Source organism: Tomitella fengzijianii (assembly GCF_007559025.1).
Lineage (GTDB): Bacteria > Actinomycetota > Actinomycetes > Mycobacteriales > Mycobacteriaceae > Tomitella > Tomitella fengzijianii.
Genome location: NZ_CP041765.1, coordinates 2,597,365 through 2,620,083, shown reverse-complemented (window position 1 = coordinate 2,620,083; position 22,719 = coordinate 2,597,365). Strand labels below are relative to the sequence as shown.

The following is a 22,719-nucleotide window of genomic DNA, read 5'->3' as shown; positions in this document are numbered from 1 at the left end:
GTCGGCCTCCGCGCGTGGTCCGAGCGAGTCTTCTCCGGTTGTCAGGGCAGCCTCCTAGGTGTGCAGCGTCAGACTGTGCGCCGCGGCGACCAGGTGATCGCGGGGCGGTGCAGTGGGGCGGCGCACCGGCCGGCGCGGTCCCGCGCATGCGCGCTACGCGGAAAACTCTACGTCGCACCCGGATGTGGGGCGCGCCACGGATGCGTGTCGGAGATCACTGCGGGGCTCGGGCGTGGTGGCCTGCCTCCCGCTGACCTTATGATCGTGCAATGGGAATCGGTGCGATCGGGGGAAACACATGGCTTTGCAGGTGACGGGCATGCCGTCCGTCGTCGAGAGCATCGCTGCGCACGACTCCGGGACCACCCCCTTCTCGGTCGAGTTCTTTCCACCACGCGATGAGGCGGCCGAGGCACGGCTGTGGCGGACGGTGCGGGACTTCGAGCAACTGCGGCCCGCGTTCGTCTCGATCACCTATGGCGCCGGCGGCAGCACCCGGGACCGCACGGTGCGCATCACCGGCGAGATCGCGGAGCACACGACCCTCACCCCCGTCGCGCACCTGACGGCCGTGGACCACAGCATCGACGAGCTGCGTGCGATGGTCGGCTCGTACGCGGACAAGGGCATCCGCAACATCCTCGCCCTGCGCGGCGACCCGCCGGGGAATCCGCTGGGGGAGTGGTGCGCGCATCCCGAGGGCGTGCACTATGCGGAGGAACTGGTCCACCTGGTGCGCGAGCTGGGCGATTTCCACCTGGGCGTCGCGTCCTTCCCGGAGGGGCACCACCGTTCACCGGACCTCGACCATGACACCCGCTACCTGGTGCGCAAGCTGCGCGCGGGTGCGGAGTACTCGATCACCCAGGTGTTCTTCGACGTGGACGACTACCTGCGGCTGCGCGACCGGATCGCGGCGGCCGACCCGGAGCAGGGCGCCAAGCCGATCATCCCGGAGATCCTTCCCATCACGTCGCTGCGCTCCGTGCGGCGGATGGTGGAGCTCTCCGGTTCCGCGCTCCCCCCGCTGCTGGAGGAGAGGCTGGCCGCGGCCGCGGGGTCGGGGCCGCAGGAGGACCGCGCCGCCGTGCGCGAGATCGGCATCGAGTTCGCGACCGGGATGGCGGAGCGGCTGATCGCCGAGGGGGTCCCCGCGCTGCACTTCATCACGCTCAACTTCTCGCGTGCCACGCGCGAAGTGTTGCAGAACCTCGGGCTGGTCGCGGCGCCCGCGGCGGGCTGACCGCCGCAGGGCGCTCCGGCGGTCACCGTCCGGGTTTGGGTGAGGTGTCCCTGCTGCGCCACGCCACGTATCCGGCCAGCGCGGCTGCCGCCAGCGCGATGACCGCGACGATCGAGACCCAGAAGGTGAGCCCCTTCGACGCCGGATCCTCGTAGTTGACGACGGCGTGCATGCTCGTTTCCTCCCCCGTCGGCAGCTTCCAGGTGACGCCGGTGTCGGAGCCGCGGGTGCCGTCGGTTGTGGCCGGCCGGGTCGGGAAGTTGATGCTGATCTCCACGTCGGCGCCCTCGGGCACGTTCGACAGGTCTGCGCGCCCGTCGAAGGTCACCGTGTCACCCGTGCGGGTGAACGTCAGACCGAAGTCCCTGCTGTGGTCGGGCATCATCCGGCCCAGATCCCGCGCCTCGCTGAATGTGAGTTCGCGGAAGTACGCCTCCGTGCCCACGTAGCCGTCCTGCCGGTAGTCCTGCACGCGGACCTTGTCCTCGAGCCCCTTCGGCACGGTCAATTGCGGCCCCCGGTCCTCCCCGGACTTCGGGATGGTCGCCGCGACGATATGGCCGGTCACCTCGTCGTTCTTCGATACGCCCATCGTCACCTGGACCCGCAGGCAGCCGCTGAGCAGCGGGAGCAGCACCGCGAGCAGAAGCACGCCGGCCATGGTGCGCCGCGATCGGCGCGGTACCCGTGAGCGGGGACCGCGAGGTGGCGCGGGGGAGTCCGCCCCGGTGTGCGATGCGGTGCGGATGCGCGACGGGACTGGCCGGAGTGTGATGGGCACGGCAGTCATCGTGCCAGGTCCGTCCGGGCGAACGTGGGAGTGGCACGCCTTGCGTCGCGTGAAGGCCGCTCCGTGCGGGGGATCAGGCGGGCCGTGCGCCCGACGTGGCAGTGCGAACGGCGGTGGCCGAGACGGCGCCTGTGGCGACGGCGCCGACTACGCGCGGCGGGTGCGGCCGCGGGCGGCCGGAAGCAGACGGCGGAGACCGCCCGCCCGGGCGTCGCGGAGGGCGAGCCGGGCCGCGGAGCGGCCGCTGTACCCGCTGACGCCGCCGCCGGGGTGCGTCGACGCTCCGGTCAGATAGAGCCCGGCAAGGGGGTCGTCGCGGCCCGGGGCGGGGGAGATGCCGCTCATGCGTTGCCCGGCGAGCCCGGGGGTGGGGCGGAAGGCCAGCATCTGATCGAGCGACATCTCGATGTGCATGATGTTCCCGCCGACCAGACCCAGCTCGCGTTCGAGCCCGAGCGGAGACTGCACGTAGCGGTCCGTCACCGTTTCGCGCGTTCCGGGTGCGTACTGCTCGATTTCGTCGACCACCCTGTCGGCTTCCCGTTCGGCCACGTCCTCCCACCTCGTCCCGTCGGCGATCCGGTACGGATGCCACTGCGACCACAGCGTCATCTGGTGCCGACCCTCCGGGCACAGCGACGCGTCCAGTGCGCTGAACGTCATCGCGAGCGCGGCCGGGCGCGGCGGAAGCCTGCCCGCGAGGGCGGCGGCATGCCCGGTGCGCAGATGTGCCCGGTCGCTGACCAGCAGCTGCAGGCCCGCGTGCACGCCGGGACCCGGCCGATCGTCCGGCGCGGAGGGATACGCGGGAAGCGAGTCGGTCGCCAATCGGACGGCCATGCCGATGCCGGGGCCCACGCGGATCCCGCGGCGCAGCTCCGCCGCGGCGGATTCGGGTAGCGCCCCACCCTCCGTCAGCAGGTCGACGGTGGTGAGGATGTGGCATCCGGCGATCGCCGTACGGGCGCGCACCGTCCGGCCGTGCTCGGTGGTCGCCGCCCACCCGCAGTCCGTCCGGCGCAGCGCGGTCACCGCGTCGCCCGTCGTCAGCGTTCCCCCGTCGGCCCGCAGCCGGGCGGCGAGTGCGGTGGTCAGTGCGCCGCTGCCGCCGACCGCGCGCCCCGGCGGCATCCGGTGCATGAGGGCGGCGAAGCCGACCATGGGTGCGGTTCCGGGCTCGGACATCGGCGGCCCCGACTGCGCCCCGAACCAGGCGAGCGCGGCCTTGAGCGGCTCGTCGTCGAAGTAGTAGTCGAGCAGCGCATCGCCGGTGGACAGGAACCTGCGCGCCAGCGCGGCGGGCGGGTGCCCGCCGCCGAGGAACGCGGGCATGCCCAACGGGCCGAACGCGCGCGACAGTCCCGCGGCCCCGGGCGGGCGGGCGAATGCGCGCATCACGCTGCGGGCGAGCGGAGCCCACTCGGTGACGAACCGGCGGTAGGCGTCCGCGTCGCGCGCGCCGCACGCGGCCTCGATGGAGGCACAGGTGGCCGGCAGGTCGGTCTGGAACACGATGCCCGGGCGGTCCGGCGACTCCGGCGGCGCCGGGGCGAACGCCCACGGGTCGCAGTCGATGTAGGACAGGCCGTGGTCGGCCAGGCCCAGTTCCTCGATGATGCCGCTCTGCCGGATCATCAGGTGCGCCGACGACCCGCGGTCGACCAGGTGACCGGGGAACCTTTCGACCGTCGACACCGCACCGCCGGGGACCGTGTCCCGCTCGAAGACCTCGACCGACCATCCCTCCCGGGCGAGATAGCAGGCCGCGACGAGTGCATTGTGGCCGCTGCCTACGACGATCGCATCCAACACCAGGACAGGTTATCGGGATCTCGGGCCACTCGTCCGCGAGGAGTCCCGGGCCGTGCTGCGTGGCCGCTCCCGCGGCAGCGCCTTCGCCGCCGCGGCGTTCAGGGCAGCGGCAGTGCGCGGCCGAGGACGGCGAAATCGCGGCGGTCGCCGAGGAACCGGAAATGCCGAAGGACGTCCTCGAACCCCATCCTGCGGTACAGCTGCCACGCGCGGTTCTCTTCGCCCGGCACCTCAGGCGTCGACAGCAGGACCCGGGACTCGGTCCGGCCGGACAGCAGCCGCGTCAGCATCGCGGCGCCGATGCCCCGCCCCTGCGCGGACGGTGCCACATGGATCTCGGTGAGCTCGAAGTAGTCGGCCATCAATTCCGTGCCCTGCCGGCCGGCGGCGTCGCGCAGCGCAGACCGCACCTGCCGGTCCCACCAGTATGCGGGCGCGCCGCGGTACCCGTAGGCGACGCCGATCAGCTCGGCCGAATCGGGGACCTGCGGCGGTCGGGGTGCACCGACCGCAGTGCCGCCCGCGCCGCCGCCGGACTCCGCGTCCGGTACCTCGAAGGCGGCGACCGCCCGCCATCCCTCCCGGAGCATGTGCTCGGCCCACATCGGTGCGCGACTGTGTTCGACTCCGCGCGGGTAGTCCATCGCCGCCACGTATACCGCAAGCGCCTCGAAGAGCCGGGTACGCAGGACCTGAGCCGGGATCTCGGTGACGATCAGGCTCATGACCGGTGAACTTCCTGTGGGGCGGCAAAGTTGTCGGAGGCGCCGCTTAGCATTGTTGACATCGAACCGTTGTTCGATGCCGGATGGTCCGGTGCGGCCCGAGGGAAGCGGGTCGTACCGGGCATCGGGTCCCTTCCATGGGTGGCGGGCCGGGTCGGAGCGGGTCGCATTGCGGTCCGTGCGTCGGGCGTACGTGAGGCGGGTGTCGGACGGGTGTCGCCCGACGCAGGAACGGTACCGCAGGCCCCGGAATCGCACGGTCGAGTGGCTCGAGGGCGGGCGCGACGGAGACGAAGGAGAAGCGATGAGCGCGAAGGACGCGATGAGGGCGATGAGCGCGGGCGCTGCAACCACTGCCGGGGCTGCAACCACTGCCGGCGCTGCAACCACTGCGCGTGCTGCCGGTGCCGTGAAAGCGGCGGGAGGCGGCCGCGGGCCGTGCACGGCGGCGCCACGCGGAATCGGCGGGGCTGCGCCGTCGCCTTCGCGGTCTCCGCGCGCGGCGCAGCTGCTCGGCCGGGCGGACTCGCTCCTATCGGAGGCGCTGTGCGGTGCGGAGGACCGGCCCGCGGAGCGGTTCGTGACGTCCTATGTCGCGGCCGTGCGCGGGGCGGCCGCGGTCCTGGCGTCGTCGCCGCCCCCTCGTCCGCGCAGGGGTGCGTCCCGCAGTGCCTGGGCGCGGTTGGCTTCGGTGGGGCCCGGGTGGAAGGCGTGGGCCGACCACTTCGCGCAGTTCTCGGCCACGAGGGCCGCAGTCGAGGCCGGGGTCACAAGCAGAGTCGACGGCCCGGCGGCGGATGCGTTGGCGGGTGCGGTGAGGGACTTCCTCGACGCCGTCGAGTCGCACCTGGCCGGCGTCGGGCCGTCGGACTCCGGTCGCGGTGCCGGCCACCCCCTTTTGCGGGCAGGGTGACACGGTCGGGGCGCGGGGCGACGGCGCGGCGCGGCGCCGACGGTTTATTCGAACCGGGGAGTGGGGTATTCGGTGGTACGGTCCGATGCCGAACAGTATTATCGGTGTTAGGCGCCCGTAATGGACGGGTGCTGGTGTGTTCGGTTCGGCAGCTGAACGCCAGGACGAGAAGCCGGGGGAGGTGCCGTGCCACTCTCCGAGCACGAGCAGCGGATGCTCGACGAGATCGAGAATGCTCTGTATGAGGAAGACCCGAAGTTCGCTTCGCAGGTCCGGGGGCGCCGTTTCGGCACCCCCAACGCAAAGCGGCGCATCCAGGCGGTATTCATCGCGCTGGTCGGGCTCGCGCTCCTGATCGTGGGGGTCGCCACCAGTGCGCTGCACATCGGAGGCTTCCCCGTACTCGCCGTCATCGGGTTCGTGGTGATGTTCCTGGGCGCTGTGATGCTCATGCTCGGTACGCCGTGGGGGCGCGACAAGATTCCCGCTTCGCCGTCTGCGCCCGGCCGTGCAGGCGCCGGCCACGGAAAGGGCGGCGGCGCCAAGGGCACCAAAGGCGTCAAAGGCCGATTCAGCAAGCCCAAAGCCGCAGGCAGCTTCACCGAGCGGATGGAGGAGCGCTTCCGGCGACGCTTCGAAGGCTGAACTGCCGAGAGACTCAGCTCAATACCGATCACCCGGGCGCGGGGCCATGATGGACGGCCTCGCGCCCGGGTGATCTTCTGCCTGCACGTGTTCGCCACGCGTCGCGCCGGCATTCGCGCCGCCTCGCCCCGTCCAGCCTTGCCCCCGTCCAGCCTTGCCCCGTCCGGCCCTCGCACGGGGTGGCCTCCCACCTCGTCCTGCGCCGCGCCGCGCCGCTCCCGCCTCCTCTGCGTCGTTCCGCCACCGCTTCCCCCTCGCCCCACTTCGCCCCACCCCGATCCCCCACTTTCCGCCACCGTCGTGCCGGTGCACCGCTGAGTTGCGTCGATTCGGGTGACGGAATCGTGCACCGGGCGTCCGAGGATTGCGCTGAGCTGCGGATACACGGCCGGGCTCGTAATTGCGCCGCCCGCGCATAAGCGCCGGCCAGGGGGGTCGCTCCACCGTAGAAAGCCCCCATCACCTGGTTGTTCTGTGCGGTCAGTGCGATCGGCACCGTGTTTCAGGTTGAAAGTGGGGGAAAGTGGGGTACTGTGGTGCCAGCGGGACGCCATCGAGGCGTTCGCCAACGGTCTTCAGGCACGGAGGGCCCGGAGTGATCCGGTCCGGATGTGCGGGAGGCGGTCGAGTCGGAGGTGTCGGATGTTCTTCGGAACCTTCACACCCAAGCTCGACGAGAAGGGCCGGCTGACGCTGCCGGCGAAGTTCCGCGATGCACTGGCGGGAGGTCTCATGGTCACGAAGGGCCAGGATCACAGCCTTGCCGTGTACCCACGGGACGAGTTCCTCGAGTTGGCCACCAGGGCTGCTTCCGCATCCCGGACCAACCCGGAGGCGAGGGCGTTCGTGCGTGCTCTCGCCGCCGGAACCGACGAGCAGCGTCCGGACGGCCAAGGACGGATCACGCTCTCGGCGGATCACCGCAGGTACGCGGACCTCTCGCGTGAGTGCGTTGTCATCGGCTCGGTGACGTTCCTGGAGATCTGGGACGCCGAGGCATGGCAGAACTACTTGGAGGCGAACGAAGAGAACTACTCGCAGGCGCGCGATGAATCGCTCGGCAGCATCTTCTGAGCGCAGCCTGATCGCTCGGCGCGGTCTCGGCGAATGTCACGAGGCCTCCGCCCGAACGGTCCTGACGTACTTCCCCAACGCCAGGCACGGTCGGCCGGAGACCCCAGGACATTCGCCTCTGCGTTTTTCGCGGCACGCACGGGCAGAACGACCGGCAGCAGAGCCAAGCACGGACCTTTGGAGCAGACGATGACCGACGGAACAGGCGGCGCACAGCGGCGTTCCGGCGAGTTCGGCCACGTCCCCGTGCTGCTCCGCCGGGCGGTGGAACTGCTCGGGCCGGCCATCGACGCGGCCGGCGGCGACGCCGTGTTCGTCGACTGCACGCTGGGAATGGGCGGCCACAGCGAGTACTTCCTGGAACGTTTCCCCGGCGTGCGGGTGATCGGTCTGGACCGCGACACTGAGGCGATCGCCACGGCCACCCGGCGGCTGGCCGGGTTCGCCGGACGCTTCACGGCCGTGCACACCCGCTACGACGGCATCGCCGAGGCGCTCGACAGCGTCGGCATCCCCGCGCGGGGCGGGGTCGACGCGATCCTGTTCGACCTGGGCGTGTCGTCGCTGCAGCTCGACGAGGCCGAGCGGGGATTCGCGTACTCGGTCGACGCGCCGCTGGACATGCGCATGGACGGCTCGTCCGAGCTCACAGCGGCGACCGTCATCAACACGTATACGGTGGCGGACCTGCGCCGCATCCTCAGCACGTACGGCGAGGAGCGTTTCGCGGCCAAGATCGCCGCAGCGATCGTCCGGCGGCGGGAGAGCGCTCCGTTCCGTACCACCGGGCAGCTCGTCGAACTCCTCTACGAGGCGATCCCTGCTGCAGCGCGGCGGACAGGCGGTCACCCGGCGAAACGCACCTTCCAGGCGTTGCGGATCGAGGTCAACGGCGAGCTGGACTCGCTGCGGGCGGCGGTGCCGGCGGCGCTGGATGCTGTGACGGTCGGCGGCCGCGTCGCATTCATGGCGTACCAGTCGCTGGAGGACCGCATCGTCAAACGCGCTCTCGCCGAACGGTCGCGCTCGCGGAGTCCCCAGGACCTTCCGGTGGAACTGCCGGGCACCGGGCCCGAGTTCCAGCTGGTGACCAGAGGCGCCGAACGCGCCACGGAAGAAGAGATCGCCGAGAATCCGCGGTCGGCCCCGGTCCGGTTGCGATGTGCCCGACGGATTGCTGGGAGCTGAGATGACGACCACAGTCACGACCCGTGCCAAGAGCCGCTCGGAACCGTCCCGGCGGTCGCATTCACCGCGTCCCGACACCGGACGGCGATCCGGGCGCCGCGGCAGCGGCACCTCCGCCGCGTCGCGCAAGGCGTACGACCGGCGCCATCGGCGCGGGGCCGGTCCGGGCGGCGCCGTCGAGGCCGAGACGGCGCTGCGGCTCGCCGGACCGCGCGAGCTCGCCCGGCGGATCCCGTTCGTCGTCTTCGTCATGCTGCTGTTCCTCGCCGGTATCGGCATCACCCTGTGGCTGACGACCAACGCCACGGCTCGCTCGTACCAGATCGCCGACGCGCACCAGCAGAACACGCGACTCGAGGACCAGAAGGAGTCGCTGATGAAGGTCGTGCAGGCCGGCAACTCCGCCCCCGAGCTGGCGCGCAAGGCCGCCGAACTGGGCATGGTGCAGTCCGAGGACGTCGCCAGGCTGGTGGTGGCTCCGGACGGTTCAGTGACGGTCCGTGGCGAACCGAAGCCCGCGGAGGGCCCCAAGCCTGGAGATCTCGCGCGTGTCCCCGTCGTGCCGGACACGGTCGCGCCCAGCGCGGGTGCGCCGTCGGCGCAAGGTGTGCTGCCGCCCGCCGACGCGGCACCGATTCCACCGGCGGACGCGAATGTGATGGCCGCTCCCACGCCGCCCGGCCCGGCCGTCGCGGATGTCACGCCGCCCGCGGACCCGGCTCAGTCACCGGCCCCGGAGGACCCGGCGGCAGGCGCCCCGCCCGCGGGAGGCCACGTGGACGCCCCGCCTGCGCAGGGTGTGCTGCCGCCGGCCGACGCGGCTCCCGTTATTCCGCCGGCGGACGCGGCTCGCGGGTCCGATGGTCCCGCAGGTGCGCCGGTGGAAGGTGCACACTGAGCGGGTCGATGAACGCGCCGTACCGCGGGCCGGTCCACCGATGCGCACCGGAGTCGAACCACGAGTAGAGCAGGGGGCCGCAGCAAGTGACACCGTCGTCCGGACACCCGCGTGGCCAAGGCCGCGGAAGGCAGCAGGGACGCCCGGGCCGCCCGCACCCGGCCCGTCCGCGCGCCGGAGGCCGCCCGTCCGGCGCCGCGGCGCGCCCCAACCGGCCGGGGAAGCACGGCTGGAGTTTCCGGCATCGCACACGGATCGCAGCGGGACTGATGACGCTGATGCTGGTGGCGGTGGTGGGCAAGCTGATGTGGGTGCAGGTGGTACGCGCACCCGAGTTGTCCGCGCAGTCCGCGAGTCAGCGCACGGTGACGACCAAGCTTCCGGCCACCCGCGGCGACATCGTCGATACCAATGGCAAGCCGCTCGCCTACACCGTCGACGCACGGGCGCTGACGTTCCAGCCCGCGCGAGTGCGCGATGAGCTGACCGAGGCCCACACGAAGGACCCGGAGGCGCCGACGGTCGAGGAGTACATCGACGACGCGGTGGCGATGATCAGCGCCGAACTGGGCGACCAGGTGGACGCGCGCGAGTTGCGGAAGGAGATGAGCTCCGGCAAGCAGTTCGTCTATCTCGCGCGTCAGGTGGACCCGCGCAAGGCCTCGAAGATCACCTCGGAGTTCGGCAAGATCGGCAGCGACCCGGACAACATCCGGGAGTATCCGGGCGGCGCGCTGGCCGCCAACATCATCGGCGCCACCCGATGGGACGGCAGCGGACTGGTCGGGCTGGAATCGTCCATGCAATCGATGCTGGCCGGAACCGCGGGGTCGAAGACCTACGACCGCGGCTCGGGGGGCGACGTTATCCCGGGGAGCGTGCGCGACGTGCACCCGGCGCAGAACGGGTCCACGGTCGAGCTCACCATCGACTCCGACCTGCAGTATTTCGTCCAGGACGCCGTCCAGAAGGCCAAGGACGCCTCCGGCGCGCAGAACGTTTCCGCCTTGGTGCTCGACGCCGATACCGCGCAGGTGCTCGCCATGTCGAACGACAACACGTTCGATCCGTCGATCGGCGTGGGCGACCCGGCCAACGACCACGCCGAACTGGGCAACATCTCCGTGACCACTCCGTTCGAGCCGGGCTCGGTGAATAAGATCATCACGGCGTCGGCGGCGATCGAGTACGGGCTCACCACCCCGGAGGAGGTGCTGCAGGTGCCGGGCTCGATCACGATGGACGGGGTCACCGTGGCGGACGCGTGGCCGCACGGTGTAGCGCCCTACACGACCACCGGCATCTTCGGCAAGTCCTCGAACGTCGGCACCCTGATGCTGGCGCAACGCGTCGGGCAGGATCGTTTCGCCGAGATGGTCAAGAAGTTCGGGCTCGGTCAGCGCACGGGGGTGGGCCTGCCCGGCGAGAGCGCCGGCTCCGTGCCGCCGGAGGACCAGTGGTCGGCGGGGACGTTCGCGAACCTGCCGATCGGCCAGGGCCTGTCGATGACGCTGCTGCAGATGGCCGACATGTACCAGACGATCGCCAACGACGGGCTTCGCGTGCCGCCGCGGATCGTCGAGAAGGTCGTCGGGCCCGACGGGCAGGTGACGACGCCCGAGGCTCCGGATCCGGTCCGCGTGGTCAGCCCGGAGACGGCGAGCACGGTGCGCGACATGTTCCGCGCCGTGGTCCAGGACGACGGCGGAAACCAGCGCGGTACGGGCGTGCCCGCTGCGGTCGAGGGATATCAGGTGTCGGGGAAGACGGGCACGGCCCAGCAGATCGACCCGGACTGCGGGTGCTATTCCAACTCCGAATACTGGATCACCTTTGCAGGTATGGCTCCTACGCAGGATCCGAGGTTCGTCGTGGCGGTGATGATGGACCGGCCGCGACGCAGCGCGGACGGTTCCGGCGGCATGTCCGCTGCGCCGCTGTTCCACGACATCGCCTCGTGGCTGCTGCAGCGGGAGCAGGTGCCGTTGTCACCGCCGGCGCCCAAGCTCATCCTGCAGGCCGGATGACCGCGCGCCGTCGGCGTCGCGGCGGATGCGCTGCGGATCACATCCCGGCGACGACCGGTGCGGCGCGGTCGGGGCGGTGGCCGCGTGCCGGTAATCTGAGTCGTCGTACGCGCGCGGCGGAATCGCCCTCGCCGCCCTGACGGGCTCCGAGCGGCCCCGGGCCGGCGGCGCGTCCGGATCGGGCCTGTCCACGGGAACGGTCGGGCGCCTGCACCCGATGCGGGCGCGACGTTGGATGCAGGGGCCGGACGACGGCTGCGAGAGACAGAAGGGAGGCCGCCCTCGGTGGCAGAGGAACTGGGTTCAGGGCGGCTGCGCCCCGCGCACCCGCCGCGTACGGCGCTGGCGGATGTGTGCGCGGCGGCGGGCATCGACCCCGCGACGATCGCTCCGGTCGCCGGCGCCACGCCGGGCGACCCGGCGCGGGTGACGGTCACGGGCGTGGGACTGCGTGCGCAGGACACGGCCGCGGGAGACCTCTTCGCCGCACTTCCCGGCAGTCGCGTGCACGGGGCCGCCTTCGTTGCGGAGGCCGTGTCCCGGGGCGCGGCCGCGGTGCTGACCGACCCTGCGGGCGCGCGGATGATCGAGGACGCCGGTGCCGCGGACGCGGTCGCGTTGCTGGTGCACGAGGATCCGCGTGCAGTGCTGGGGGCGGTCTCCTCGACGGTCTACGGCGATCCGTCGCATGCCGTCGCCCTCATCGGCGTGACGGGGACGGCAGGCAAGACGACGACCTCCTATCTGGTGGAGGCCGGCCTGATGGCCGCCGGACACCGCGTGGGCCTGATCGGCACGGTGGAGACCCGGATCGACGGCCGCCGGACGCCGAGTTCGCTCACCACCCCCGAGGCTCCCGACCTGCAGGCATTGCTGGCGGTGATGGTCGAGCAGGGGGTGGATGCGGTGGTCATGGAGGTGTCCAGCCACGCGCTGGCGCTGGGGCGCGTGGACGGTTGCTCCTTCGCGGTCGCGGGGTTCACCAACCTGTCGCAGGACCACCTCGACTTCCATCGCGACATGGAGGACTACTTCGCGGCCAAGGGGCGCTTGTTCGCCCCCGGCTCCGGTGTGCGCGCAGCTGCGGCGGTCGTGTGCGTGGACGACCGGTGGGGCCGCCGCATGGCGGAACTGGCACGGTCCGAGCCGCCCGTGTCCACGGCGACGGTGTGCACGGAGTCGGAGGCGGCGGGGGAGTCGCAGACCAACGTGGCCGCCGAGTGGTACGCGGGGGAGTCCGCCGTGGACAGGACCGGTGCGCAGCACTTCGCGGTGCGCGGGCCCGGCGGCCGCGAGTCCGCCGTGACGCTGCCGCTGCCGGGCCGGTTCAACGTCGCCAACGCGCTCGTGGCATTCGCGATCCTCGACGCGGTCGGTGTCGGCGTGGGAACGGCCGCCGGGGGGCTCGCGTCGGTCGCGGTACCCGGCAGGCTGGAGCGCATCGACCGCGGCCAGCCCTTCCTCGCCGTGGTCGACTACGCGCACAAGCCCGGAGCGCTGGAGGCCGTGATCGCCACGTTGCGGGCGCAGACGTCCGGGAGGCTCGCCGTGGTGGTGGGCGCGGGCGGAGATCGCGACGCGGGCAAGCGGCCGCTCATGGGCGCGGTCGCGGCCCGGGGGGCGGACCTGGTCGTGGTCACCGACGACAACCCGCGAGGCGAGGACCCGGCGACGATCCGGGCCGCGCTGCTCGAGGGCGCGCGCGAGGCAGCGCGGGACGGCGGCGGTGCCGAGGTCCGAGAGGAAGGCGACCGCGCCGCGGCGATCGACCTGGTCGCGGGCTGGGCGCGGGCGGGTGACACGATCCTGGTCGCCGGCAAGGGGCACGAGGCCGGTCAGAACGTGGCCGGCTTGATCCACCCGTTCGACGACAGGGACGTGGTGGCGGCGGCGATCGGGCGGCACGCGCCGCCGGCCGCAATGGACGGCGCCGGCGATCCGGCGCGACGGTCGAACACGATGGCGGAGAACGAGGGCGACGAGTGATTCCGATGACGCTGGCGCAGGTCGCCGATGCAGTGGGCGGGCGGCTGGCCGATGTGCCGGACCCGCACGCGAAGGTGACGGGCACCGTCGAGTTCGACTCCCGCAAGGTGACGCCGGGCGGGCTGTTCCTCGCCCTGCGCGGGGCCAGGTCCGACGGCCACGATCACGCGGCCGCCGCCGCCGAAGCGGGGGCGGTCGCGGTGCTTGCTGCGCGCGCGGTGGGGGTGCCGGCCATAGTCGTGGAACCGCGCCCCGACCTCGTCGTCGCCGGCGCGGCGACCTTCGACAACGATGTGGACGGTTCGGCCGCCGCGGTTCTCGACGCGCTGGGGCGGCTCGCGGGGCGGAGCGTGACGGAATTGGCCGCGGCGGGACTGGACGTCATCGGCGTCACCGGCTCGTCGGGCAAGACCTCCACCAAGGACCTCATCGCCGCCGTGCTCCGGCCGCTCGGCCCGGTCGTGGCGCCGCCCGGGTCCTTCAACAACGAACTCGGGCACCCGTGGACCGCGCTGCATGCCGACGAGTCCACCCGGTCGCTGGTGCTGGAACTGTCCGCACGCGGTGTCGGGCACATCCGCAGGCTCGCGGAGATCGCGCCGCCGCGGATCGGCGTGGTGCTCAACGTCGGCACGGCCCACCTCGGTGAGTTCGGCTCCCGCGAGGCCATCGCGCAGGCCAAGGGCGAGCTGGTCGAGTCGTTGCCGGCCGCGGCGGACGGGGGAGTGGCAGTACTCAACGCGGACGACACCCGCGTCGCCGCGATGGCTTCGCGGACTGCGGCCCGGGTGGTCACCGTGGGCTTGTCGGCGTCCGCCGACATCCGCGCCGCCGACGTCGTCCTCGACGGTGAGGCGCGGGCCGCGTTCACCCTGGAATGCGCGGCGGGGTCCGCGCCCGTGACCCTCGCGGTGCACGGCGAGCACCAGGTGGGCAACGCGCTGGCCGCGGCGGCCGTCGGCCTTGAATGCGGCGCAAGCGTGCCGCAGGTGGCGGCGGCGCTGAGCGCAGCCCACGCCTCCTCGGCCCGGCGGATGGATGTGCGCACCCGCCCGGACGCGGTCACGGTCATCAACGACTCCTACAACGCCAACCCCGACTCCGTGCGGGCGGCGCTGCGCGCCCTCGCCGCGATGTCGCGCAACGCGCCCGAACACGGCGTGCCGATGCCGCCGCGCGGCAAACGGCGCACCTGGGCGGTGCTCGGCGAGATGGCGGAGCTAGGCGACGACGCGATCGTCGAGCACGATGCGATCGGGCGCGCCGCGGTGCGTTTCGACGTGTCGAAGATCGTGGCGGTGGGCTCGTCCCGCACCATGGAGGCGCTGCACAAGGGCGCCGTCATGGAGGGGTCCTGGGGCGACGAGGCGATGCTGGTCGCGGACGCCGACGCCGCGCTCGCTCTGCTGCGCGCCGAGGTGGAGCCCGGCGACATCGTGCTGGTGAAGGCATCCCAGGCGGTCGGATTGTGGTCGGTCGCGGAGTCGCTGCTGGCGCAGGAGGGGGAGCACCGGTGAGACTGATCCTCATCTCCGGCGGCGTCGCGCTGCTGGTCGCGATACTTCTGACGCCGCTGCTGATCAAGGTGTTCTCGCGTCAGGGCTTCGGCCAGGAGATCCGGGTGGAGGGCCCGGAGAGCCACAGGGCCAAGCGGGGCACCCCGACGATGGGCGGCGTCGCGATCATCGTCGGCATGTGGGCCGGTTACGGGTGCGCGCACCTGGTCGGCATCGCATTGGAGGCCGAAGGACCCTCCGCGTCGGGGCTGCTGGTGCTCGGGTTGGCGACGGTGCTGGGTATCGTCGGCTTCCTCGACGACTTCCTCAAGGTGCGCAACCAGCGCAATCTCGGCCTGAACAAGACCGCCAAGACCGTGGGCCAGCTGATCGCGGCCGTCATCTTCGCGGTGCTCGTCCTGCGCTGGGTGTACACCGAAGGCGACGCCGCACTGTCGTACGTCCGGGACATCGACACGGTCACCATGAACAGCGTCGTATTCGTCGTCTTCTGCCTGGTGCTGGTCAGCGCGTGGTCCAATGCGGTCAACTTCACCGACGGCCTCGACGGCCTCGCGGCGGGCGCCATGTCCATGGTGCTGGGCGCCTACGTGATCATCACGTTCTGGCAGTACCGCAATGCGTGCTCGCGGAGCGACGCCGAGGCCGCGGTGGGCTGCTACCACGTCGATCAGCCGCTGGACCTGGCGCTGATCGCCGCCGCCGCGGGCGCCGCCTGCCTGGGATTCCTGTGGTGGAACGCCGCGCCGGCCAAGATCTTCATGGGCGACACCGGATCGCTGGCGCTCGGCGGCCTCATCGCCGGACTGTCGGTGACCACCAAGACCGAGCTTCTCGCCGTCGTACTGGGCGCGCTCTTCGTCGCGGAGGCCGCATCCGTGGTCATCCAGATCGCGGTGTTCCGTACCAGCGGGCGCCGCGTGTTCCGGATGGCTCCGTTCCACCACCACTTCGAGATGGGCGGTTGGCCGGAGACCACGGTGATCATCCGTTTCTGGCTGCTCGCGGGCATCGCAAGTGCGGTCGGGCTTGCGCTGTTCTACGGCGAGTACCTGACGGCGGTCGGCTCGTGACGGCGCCCGTCCACCACGCGGGCGGGCCGGCGGATCCGCGGGAGCTGGCGGGACGTTCCGTCCTCGTCGCGGGTGCGGGCGTCTCCGGCCGGTCCGCCGCGCGGGCCCTGAACGCTCTCGGGGCGTCCGTGACGCTGGTGGACGACGGCGCCGTGGCGGAGCCGGGCGTGCACAGCGCCGCCGACGCCGCCGCGGCGGTGTCCGGCCACGCACTGGTGGTGACCAGTCCCGGTTGGCGGCCGGGCAACGCGCTGGCCGCCGCGGCCGAGAGCGCGGGCGTGCCGGTGTGGGGCGACGTCGAATTGGCATGGCGCTGCGACCGGGCGCAGGTGTACGGGCCCGCGCGCAGGTGGCTTGCGGTCACCGGCACCAACGGCAAGACCACCACCACGTCGATGCTGCATTCGATCCTGCAGGCGGCGGGCGTCCCGTCCGCGGCCTGCGGGAACATCGGACTTCCGATCCTGGACGCGCTGGCCGCCGAGCGCCGGGTGGACGTGCTGGCCGTCGAACTGTCGTCCTTTCAACTCCATTGGGCGCCGTCGGTGGTGCCGGACGCCGCAGTGGTGCTCAACATCGCCGAGGATCACCTCGACTGGCACGGAGGCATGGACGCCTATACGCACGCCAAGGCGCAGGTGCTGCGCGGTCGGGTCGCAGTGGTGGGACTCGACGACCCGGTCGCGGCCGGGTTGCGCGGCGTGTCCACGGCCGGGCGGACGGTCGGTTTCCGGCTCGGGCCGCCGGCCCCCGGGGAGCTGGGTGTGCGCGACGGAGTGCTCGTGGACTGCGCGTTCGCCGCCCGCGGATCCGAGGACCCCGTCGTGCTCGTCGCCGCGGACCGCATAGTGCCGGGCGGAGCCGCGGGCGTCCTCGATGCGCTGGCGGCGGCCGCCCTCGCCCGGGCCGCCGGCGTCGGACGGGACGCGGTCGCCGCGGGGCTCGAAGCGCACACGGTCGGTCCGCACCGCGCCGCCCTGGTCGCCACCGTCGGCGGCGTCGAATACGTCGACGATTCGAAGGCGACGAACCCGCATGCCGCCCTCGCCTCGATCGCCGGGCGCCGCAGTGTGGTGTGGATCGCCGGCGGCCTGCTCAAAGGCGCGTCCGTGGACGATCTGGTCGCCGCTGTGGCGCCGCGGCTCGCCGGCGTCGTGCTGATGGGCCGTGACCGCGCTGTGATCGCGGACGCCCTCTCGCGACACGCGCCCGACGTCCCCGTCACCGAGGTCCTGGCGCGCGAAGATGACGAGGTGATCGGTTCGAGCAACCCGTCCCGCGCGGGCACGGGATCCGTCGTGACGGGACCTCCCGCTGCGGACTCCGATGTGATGGACGTAGTCGTCTCCGCCGCCGCCGGATACGCGCGCGCGGGGGACACGGTCCTGCTCGCGCCGGCCGCGGCTTCGATGGACATGTTCCGTGACTACGCCGATCGCGGCGATCGGTTCGCCGCCGCCGTGACGCGACTCCACCCGGGCGGGTGAGCGGCCCCGTGGCATCAGGGCGATCCGGAGCGGCCGCGCGACGAGGACGGAAGGACCGCGCGGCCGGACCTGCGGGCGGCAAGGCCGCCGCGGGCAAGGCCGTGTCCGGCGGGAAGGCCGTGTCCGGCGGGAAGGCCGTGTCCGGCGGGAAGGCCGCAGAAGGCCGCAGCGGGATCGCGGTGTGGCTCAGCGGCCCGTTGATGTCGTTCCACCTGGTCGTCACCGTCACGGCTCTGCTGACCCTGTCCGGCCTGGCGATGGTGCTCTCCGCGTCCAGCGTGGCCTCGTACACCGAGGACGGCTCGGCGTACAGCATGTTCAACAGCCAGCTGATGTACTCGATCATCGGGGCGATGCTGTTCTACCTGGCGATGCGTCTTCCCGTGTCCTGGGTGCGCAGGCTCGCCACGCCGAGCATCGGCATCGCGTTGCTGCTGCTCGTGCTGGTCCTCGTCCCCGGCATCGGCGTCGAGGTCCAGGGAGCCCGCCGCTGGATCGACCTGGGGCCGTTCTCGCTCCAGCCGTCCGAGGTGATGAAGCTGGTCCTGGTGATCTGGGGCGCGCACATCCTCACGCGCGGCAAGACGATGCCGGGCCTGCTCGGCGACCCGCGGCTGCGGCTCGGCTTCGTCTCGGTGCTCACGTTCGCGTTGGTGATGCTGCAGCCGAACCTCTCGACGACGATCGCCCTGGCGATCATCGTCGGCGCGCTGCTCTGGTTCTCCGGGCTGTCCGTCAAGTCGTTCGCGGTCCTGGCCGCGATCTGCGGCGCGCTGGCACTGGTGCTGGGGCTCTCCGCCGGGTACCGCGTCGAGCGCATCCAGTCCTTCCTCAACCCGAGTTCGGATCCGCAGCACGGCGGCTATCAGGCGCTGCAGGCCAAGTTCTCCCTGGCGGACGGGGGCCTGTTCGGCAGAGGGCCGGGCCAGAGCCGTTCCAAGTGGAACTACCTGCCCAACTCCCACAACGACTTCATCTTCGCGATCATCGGCGAGGAACTGGGTCTGATCGGCTGCCTCGTCGTCATCGCGTTGTTCGTGCTGTTCGCGTACGCCGGATTGCGGATCATGCTCCGCTCGGCCGACCCGTTCCTGCGGCTGCTCGTCGCCGGCGTCACCGCGTGGACCATCTCGCAGGCGTTCATCAACATCGGCTACGTGGTGGGCCTGCTGCCGGTCACCGGCCTGCAGCTGCCGTTGATCTCGGCCGGCGGTTCGTCGACGACCGTCACCCTCGCAGCGTTCGGGCTGATGGCCAACGCGGCCAGGCACGAGCCGGAGGCGGTCGCCGCACTGCGGTCCGGCCGCGAATCACGGCTGCCGAAGCTGCTGCGGCTGCCGCTGCCGGAGCCGTACCGGCCGGAGCGCAGCGGACTTGTCGGCGCCGCGACCCGGGGTGAGCGGGCACAGCGCGCCCAGCAGCACATGCGTCGGCAGCGGGCCGAGGCCGCGGCGCGCGCCGGCGGGCCCCGGTCCGGTCAGGTGCGCGGGTCCCAGGCTGCGAGGGAGTCGCGGGCCCGCCAGGCCCGCGGCACCCACGGCCGTCCGGTCGGCGGAACACCGTATCGTCGGGGTGGAGCGGCGCCCGGCGGATCGTCGGCCAAGCACGGCGGAGCGGGGACGCCCGGGCGCGGCGATCCCGGCCGCACAGGTGCGGGTGCACGCAGGCCGCAGGGTGCGCCGTCGCAGTTCCAGCGCGGCGGCCCTGAAAGCAGGAAGCGAGGAGACCGGTGGTGACCGGATCGGATGCCAGATTGTCCGTCGTGGTGGCGGGCGGCGGGACGGCCGGCCACGTCGAGCCCGCGCTCGCCGTGGCGGATGCGGTGTCCGAACTCGCCCCGGGGACGCGGGTCACCGTGCTCGGTACCGAACGCGGTCTGGAGACCACGCTGGTGCCCGAGCGCGGCTACCCCCTCGAGCTCATCCCGCCGGTCCCGCTGCCGCGGAAGCCCAGCGCCGATCTCGCCCGGTTGCCGGGGCGGCTGCGGCAATCGGTGCGCAGGACGCGCGCCGTCCTCGACAGTTGCCAGGCCGACGTGGTCGTGGGCTTCGGGGGATATGTCGCTCTGCCCGCCTATCTGGCGGCGCGGCCCGGCCTCGTCGGCGGGCGCCGGCGCACACCCGTCATCGTGCACGAGGCGAACGCGAGCGCGGGCCTGGCCAACAAGGTGGGGGCACGCGGGGCGGACCGCGTGCTCGCGGCGGTCCCCGGCTCGGGCCTGCCGCGCGCGGAGGTCGTGGGGATCCCCCTGCGCAGGGCCATCACCGACCTGGACCGCGGCGCACTGCGCGCGCAGGCACGGGCCAGCTTCGGGCTGGATCCGGATGCTCCCACCGTGCTCGTCTTCGGTGGCTCGCAGGGGGCGCATTCGCTGAACACGGCCGTAACGGAGGCGGCCCGCGACCTGTCGGCCGCGGGCATCGGCGTGCTGCATGCGCACGGGCCCAAGAACTCCGTCAGCGTGGAGCGCGCCGAGGGCGGCCCGGACTACGTCGCGGTGCCGTACATCACGCGGATGGACCTGGCCTACGCGGCGGCGGACGCGGTGATCTGCCGCGCAGGCGCGATGACCGTCGCCGAGGTGTCCGCGGTGGGGCTGCCGGCCCTGTACGTACCGCTGCCGCACGGCAACGGGGAGCAGGAGCTCAACGCGCTTCCGGTGGTGGAGTCGGGCGGCGGGATGCTGATGCGGGACTCCGAGCTGTCGGCGCAGGCGGTGCTGGACCGCCTGGTGCCGTTGCTGCGCGACCGGTCGCGTCTCTCCGCGATGTCGGACGCGGCGGGCGATGCCGGTCACCGCGACAGCGCCCGGCGGATCGCCCGGATCGTCGTCGAGACCGCCCGCGGCGGCGCGGCCGGTGAGGTGCCGGACGGTGACGTCGCCGCAGACGGGGACCGAAGGGGTGGAGCCTCCGTGGGCGAGGGCGAATCCGGTGGGCGCTACCTGAAGGGGCAGGACCGGTGAGCGGAGGGGCAGGACCGGTGCACAGGGACACGGACCCGCTCGCGGCGGACGAGGCCGCGGAGCGCGCGGCGCTTCCCCCGCACCTCGAACGCGTGCACATGATCGGGATCGGCGGGGCCGGAATGTCCGGGATCGCGCGGATCCTGCTCGCCCGCGGCGGGCAGGTGTCGGGGAGCGATGCCAAGGAGTCGCGGGGCGTGCTGGCGTTGCGCGCCGGCGGAGCCCGCATCCGGATAGGGCATTCGGCCGAGGCCCTGGACCTGCTTCCCGGCGGGCCCACGTCGGTCGTCTCGACGTTGAGCGCGATCCCGCGCGACAACCCCGAGCTCGTGGCGGCGGCGGCGCGGGGCATCGACGTGCTCCTGCGGCCGGCGGTTCTGGCGGCGCTGATGCGCGGATACCGTTCGCTGCTGGTGACCGGCACCCATGGGAAGACCTCGACCACGTCGATGGTCGTGGTCGCGTTGCAGCACTGCCGGATGGACCCGTCGTTCGTCGTCGGCGGGGAGCTGAACGAGTCCGGCACCAACGCCCACCACGGCACGGGCGAGGTGTTCGTCGCGGAGGCCGATGAAAGCGACGGATCGCTGCTGCAGTACCGGCCGCGCATCGTGGTGGTGACCAACGTGGACGTCGACCACCTCGACCACTACGGCTCGCTCGAGGCCTACCGTCAGGTGTTCGACGACTTCGTCGAGCGCATCGTGCCGGGCGGCGTGCTGGTCGCCTGCCTCGACGACCCCGGCGCGGCGGCCCTCGCCGAGCGTTCGCTCTCCAAAGGGGTCCGGGTCCTCGGTTACAGCTCGGAGTTCGCGCACACCCCTTACACCGGCCCGGTGCCGGTGGCGGCCCACCTGGCGCAGTGGTCGGCGACAGGGGCGGGCGGCGTCGGCGAGCTGCGGGTCGCGGGCGAAGACCATCCGCGGGCGATGACGCTTGCCGTGGCGGGCCGCCACATGGCGGTCAACGCGGTGGGCGCGCTGCTCGCCGCGCGGGAGGCGGGCGCGTCGCTGGACAGGGCGCTCGACGGCCTGGCCGGTTTCGGCGGTGTCCACCGCCGCTTCCAGCTTCGCGGCGAGGCCGCCGGGGTGCGCGTGGTCGACGACTACGCCCACCATCCGACCGAAGTCGAGGCCGTCCTCCGGGCGGCGCGCGACATGGTCGGGCCGGCCGGAAGCGATGCGGGCGGCCGCGTGATCGTGGCGTTCCAGCCGCATCTGTACTCGCGGACGGCGGCATTCGCGGCGGAGTTCGCGGCCGCGCTCAGCCTGGCCGACATCGTCGTCGTGCTCGATGTGTACGGCGCGCGGGAGCGGCCGGTGGCCGGGGTCAGCGGCCTGCTCATCGCCGAGAAGATCACGACCACCGCCTACTTCCAGCCCGACCTGTCCGCGGCGCCCGCGCAGATCGCGGAGCTGGCGCGTGAGGGCGACTTGGTGATCACGATGGGCGCCGGGGACGTCACGATGACGGGCCCCGAGATCCTGACGGCCCTGGGGTCGGCGGCGCGTGACGATTCCGCCGGGAGCCGGGGGCGCCCGTGAGGCGTGTGCCGCGTCGCCCGCGTCTGCCGGCGCGTCGCCGCAACCGGGTGCTGCTGGCCGCGGCCGCCACGTTGACCGTGCTGCTGGCCGCCGTCGGCGTGCTGTGGCTCACCCCGGTGATGTCGGTCGGCGCGATCGAGGTGACGGGGACGGATCGACTGTCCGAGCCCGAGGTGGTCGCGGCGCTCGCGGTGCCGGAGGGGACTCCGCTGATGCAGGTGGACACGTCCGCCGCGGCACACAGGGTGGCCGGGATCGCGCGCGTCGCCGAGGTGAGCGTGCACCGGGAGTTCCCGTCCACGATCCGGGTCGACGTGATGGAGCGGGTCCCCGTCGCATACCGGGACTCCGGCGACGGCCCGCACCTGCTGGACAAGCTCGGGGTCGACTTCGCCGCCGAACCGCCGCCGCCGGGGCTGCCGAAGATCACGATGGCCGATCCCGGCGACGCGGAGCTGCTCCGTGCGGTGCTGCAGACGGTCGGCGGGCTGCCGCCGGAGCTCCGCGGGCAGATCACGTCGATCGACGTGGGTTCGCCGTCGGACATCTCCTTCGGTCTGACGGACGGTCGCACGCTGGTGTGGGGGAGTGTGGAGCGGAGCGGGCTCAAGGCCCCGGTGGCGCTCGCGGTGTTGCATCAGCCGGGGCAGACGATCGACGTGTCGAGTCCCAATCTGCCCACCACGAAGTGAGCGCCGGGCCGCGCACGGCGATGGTCCGGGACGCAAACTCCGGAGTGTTCGGCGCGCCTCCTGGCAACAGCGGTCGGTGATGCATAGCGTCTGCGCATAGTTCGGTACTTGACATAACTCTAACCCTTTGGTTCAGGTTG

18 protein-coding genes are annotated in these 22,719 nt (G+C 72.2%); 15 read left to right on the top strand and 3 right to left on the bottom strand.

Annotated elements, in window-relative coordinates; genetic code table 11:
• Window positions 1-298: 298 nt before the first annotated feature.
• A complete protein-coding gene (gene metF, locus FO059_RS11850; RefSeq protein WP_143909008.1) occupies window positions 299-1,243 on the top strand; it encodes a methylenetetrahydrofolate reductase [NAD(P)H] in 945 nt (314 codons plus the stop codon).
• Between the two features lie 22 nt (window positions 1,244-1,265).
• Here the strand turns inward: metF and FO059_RS11845 are convergent, their stop codons facing one another.
• The 3 genes from FO059_RS11845 to FO059_RS11835 all read right to left on the bottom strand — a co-directional run bounded on the left by FO059_RS11845 (window position 1,266) and on the right by FO059_RS11835 (window position 4,570).
• A complete protein-coding gene (locus FO059_RS11845) occupies window positions 1,266-1,904 on the bottom strand; it encodes an LppM family (lipo)protein (RefSeq protein ID WP_143909007.1) in 639 nt (212 codons plus the stop codon).
• A 276-nt stretch (window positions 1,905-2,180) separates the two neighbouring features.
• Entirely contained in the window at window positions 2,181-3,845 is a 1,665-nt protein-coding gene (locus FO059_RS11840; protein WP_143909005.1) for a phytoene desaturase family protein, read from the bottom strand.
• Window positions 3,846-3,943: 98 nt separating this feature from the next.
• On the bottom strand, window positions 3,944-4,570 hold the full coding sequence (locus FO059_RS11835; protein WP_143909003.1) for a GNAT family N-acetyltransferase: 627 nt from the start codon (window positions 4,568-4,570) through the stop codon (window positions 3,944-3,946).
• Between FO059_RS11835 and FO059_RS18965 the strand changes: the two genes are divergently transcribed.
• From FO059_RS18965 to FO059_RS11765, 14 genes are all read left to right on the top strand, one after another.
• On the top strand, window positions 4,569-5,483 hold the full coding sequence (locus FO059_RS18965; protein WP_328592901.1) for an SAV_6107 family HEPN domain-containing protein: 915 nt from the start codon (window positions 4,569-4,571) through the stop codon (window positions 5,481-5,483). The two genes, FO059_RS11835 and FO059_RS18965, sit on opposite strands and share 2 nt — an antisense overlap.
• Window positions 5,484-5,669: 186 nt before the next feature.
• Window positions 5,670-6,128 carry a DUF3040 domain-containing protein gene (locus FO059_RS11825; RefSeq protein WP_143908999.1) on the top strand — a complete coding sequence of 153 codons (459 nt, stop codon included), beginning with the start codon at window positions 5,670-5,672 and terminating at the stop codon, window positions 6,126-6,128.
• A gap of 642 nt (window positions 6,129-6,770) precedes the next feature.
• Complete coding sequence (mraZ, locus tag FO059_RS11820; RefSeq protein WP_143908997.1) at window positions 6,771-7,202, top strand: division/cell wall cluster transcriptional repressor MraZ; 432 nt, start codon at window positions 6,771-6,773, stop codon at window positions 7,200-7,202.
• 189 nt (window positions 7,203-7,391) lie between these two features.
• Window positions 7,392-8,390 carry a 16S rRNA (cytosine(1402)-N(4))-methyltransferase RsmH gene (gene rsmH / locus FO059_RS11815; protein ID WP_143908995.1) on the top strand — a complete coding sequence of 333 codons (999 nt, stop codon included), beginning with the start codon at window positions 7,392-7,394 and terminating at the stop codon, window positions 8,388-8,390.
• Between the two features lies 1 nt (window position 8,391).
• Window positions 8,392-9,288, top strand: a complete 897-nt coding sequence (locus FO059_RS11810; protein ID WP_143908993.1) for an FtsB family cell division protein — start codon at window positions 8,392-8,394, stop codon at window positions 9,286-9,288.
• A 269-nt stretch (window positions 9,289-9,557) separates the two neighbouring features.
• On the top strand, window positions 9,558-11,315 hold the full coding sequence (locus tag FO059_RS11805; protein WP_143908991.1) for a peptidoglycan D,D-transpeptidase FtsI family protein: 1,758 nt from the start codon (window positions 9,558-9,560) through the stop codon (window positions 11,313-11,315).
• Window positions 11,316-11,600: 285 nt separating this feature from the next.
• On the top strand, window positions 11,601-13,301 hold the full coding sequence (locus FO059_RS11800) for a UDP-N-acetylmuramoyl-L-alanyl-D-glutamate--2,6-diaminopimelate ligase (protein WP_143908989.1): 1,701 nt from the start codon (window positions 11,601-11,603) through the stop codon (window positions 13,299-13,301).
• Window positions 13,298-14,818, top strand: a complete 1,521-nt coding sequence (locus tag FO059_RS11795; protein ID WP_143908987.1) for a UDP-N-acetylmuramoyl-tripeptide--D-alanyl-D-alanine ligase — start codon at window positions 13,298-13,300, stop codon at window positions 14,816-14,818. Before FO059_RS11800 ends, FO059_RS11795 begins: the two co-directional genes overlap by 4 nt.
• Window positions 14,815-15,891 (top strand): phospho-N-acetylmuramoyl-pentapeptide-transferase, encoded by a 1,077-nt coding sequence (gene mraY / locus FO059_RS11790; RefSeq protein WP_143908985.1) that lies wholly within the window; start codon window positions 14,815-14,817, stop codon window positions 15,889-15,891. Before FO059_RS11795 ends, mraY begins: the two co-directional genes overlap by 4 nt.
• On the top strand, window positions 15,888-17,378 hold the full coding sequence (murD, locus tag FO059_RS11785) for a UDP-N-acetylmuramoyl-L-alanine--D-glutamate ligase (RefSeq protein ID WP_372497881.1): 1,491 nt from the start codon (window positions 15,888-15,890) through the stop codon (window positions 17,376-17,378). Before mraY ends, murD begins: the two co-directional genes overlap by 4 nt.
• Before the next feature lie 200 nt (window positions 17,379-17,578).
• Complete coding sequence (gene ftsW, locus FO059_RS11780) at window positions 17,579-19,114, top strand: putative lipid II flippase FtsW (protein WP_143910703.1); 1,536 nt, start codon at window positions 17,579-17,581, stop codon at window positions 19,112-19,114.
• The gene (gene murG, locus FO059_RS11775) at window positions 19,111-20,343 is read left to right on the top strand and encodes an undecaprenyldiphospho-muramoylpentapeptide beta-N-acetylglucosaminyltransferase (protein WP_143908983.1); all 1,233 of its coding nucleotides are present in this window, start codon (window positions 19,111-19,113) and stop codon (window positions 20,341-20,343) included. The genes ftsW and murG overlap by 4 nt, the downstream gene beginning before the upstream one ends.
• Window positions 20,344-20,441: 98 nt before the next feature.
• Window positions 20,442-21,887 (top strand): UDP-N-acetylmuramate--L-alanine ligase, encoded by a 1,446-nt coding sequence (murC, locus tag FO059_RS11770; RefSeq protein WP_233266740.1) that lies wholly within the window; start codon window positions 20,442-20,444, stop codon window positions 21,885-21,887.
• On the top strand, window positions 21,884-22,579 hold the full coding sequence (locus FO059_RS11765) for a cell division protein FtsQ/DivIB (RefSeq protein ID WP_233266701.1): 696 nt from the start codon (window positions 21,884-21,886) through the stop codon (window positions 22,577-22,579). The genes murC and FO059_RS11765 overlap by 4 nt, the downstream gene beginning before the upstream one ends.
• Window positions 22,580-22,719 lie beyond the last annotated feature (140 nt).